Annotated in this window: 2 protein-coding genes; both read left to right on the top strand. The window is 42.3% G+C overall.

Annotation, left to right across the window (positions count from 1 at the left end; translation table 11 throughout):
- Positions 1-529 precede the first annotated feature (529 nt).
- Entirely contained in the window at positions 530-757 is a 228-nt protein-coding gene (locus tag JHD59_RS21880; protein ID WP_233164462.1) for an AlpA family phage regulatory protein, read from the top strand.
- A 290-nt stretch (positions 758-1,047) separates the two neighbouring features.
- Entirely contained in the window at positions 1,048-1,293 is a 246-nt protein-coding gene (locus JHD59_RS21875; protein WP_199155820.1) for a hypothetical protein, read from the top strand.
- The last annotated feature ends 194 nt before the right edge of the window (positions 1,294-1,487 follow it).

Raw genomic sequence — 1,487 nt, 5'->3', positions numbered from 1 at the left:
GAGTCTCGTGGGCTCGGAGATGTGTATAAGAGACAGGGATAATCCGGTCCTTCACTACCACAAGCATTTCCGCCACCAATATCTCTAGGGTTATTCGCATTCAATCTAGGCACTCTCGCCAGGCACGGGGTCAGCAGCGTCGCACACGTTCAGCAAGTAAAACCAGCTCTTCAGCTGATGGCGGTGATGGTACCCCCCACTCTAGTTCACATTCATTCGTTCTAGAAATTTTCATCCTCGCTTTCGCTTTCTTTTTTCTACATCCCCCCCGCAAATCTCTTACTCCAGTTCCATCCAACGCAACTGCACTCTCCCACATCAGCAAATCGCTGAATATTATTTTATCCCTCAATTACACCACAGCTGTTAATAAAGAAAAAAACAAGGCTTTAGCCAGCTTACCCCTCCCATCTCTTCACCCCCAACTCCAAACTGACACAACAGCCAAACTCGCTCTTCCGAAGCACATTCATTCAATTTACTTACGCTTTTTTCCATCGATCTACAACAAAAAAAAATGGAGCAAACAATGACTCCATACATCGATCCGAAATTAGCGATTTTGCGCAGGAAAGAGGTTGAAAAAAAGATTGGACTTTCCCGCTCAACAATTTATGCATTAATGGATGCAAAAAGCCCATACCACGACCCTTCATTTCCCAAACCGATTTCATTAGGAGCAAAAGCAGTCGGTTGGATTGAAACAGAATTGGATTCATGGCTATATAATCGCATGAATTCCCGCTTTCACAACTAGGTTAGCCGCTATCCATTTTTTAAAATTGAAAAACCTTGTACATGTTAGGTAGCAAAACATGTACAAGTTAGTTGCCAACAACCTGCAGCAGGGGTCAATCCTGCTGCAGACCTTTAAGCTTTATAGTCCTAAGTAGGTATAGCAATACTTGCGCACAACCAGGAAAAACGCCTCGCAACTCACGAAAGCGCCCTGCAATACCGGAAGAATACCAGTCCCTGCAAGGGTTACAATTTCTGGTTTTGTTATTATTCTTAACGCTTGAATCAATAACTTAGAAAGGAAAAATCATGTACCTCCTGCACGACAATTCACAAAAAGCAAACCATGCCAAATATCATCCAAGGGAAGACTCCTCACAAATCCCCTTCCAGAAGATTAACAATATAATCTATCTGCTAGACAACGATAAGTATCAGCTTAGCAGTAACACTCGCGAAATAACTTCAATTCTAAAGCACATCATCAACAGTGAGGACCCTATCCTGCATGTTTTCCACTATATTGCTGCCAAAAAAATGGCAGCTCAAGCATAGACAAAGAAATTAAACGCGTTACAAATTTCGCAATTAACAACTACCCTGATCGCCATCATGACATCTATCAATTCAACCCTTACATTCAGCTTCTTTTGGAAGTTTATCAAGAAATGCCCATATCAACAAACCCATACATAAGCTGTCTCTTATACACATCTCCGAGCCCACGAGACTCCGCCAATTATCTCGTA

It is taken from the genome of Chromobacterium sp. ASV23, assembly GCF_016428945.1.
GTDB classification, from domain to species: Bacteria; Pseudomonadota; Gammaproteobacteria; order Burkholderiales; family Chromobacteriaceae; genus Chromobacterium; species Chromobacterium sinusclupearum.
The sequence above is the reverse complement of the archived record's forward strand: the minus strand, read 5'-3'. Positions and strand labels throughout refer to the sequence as shown.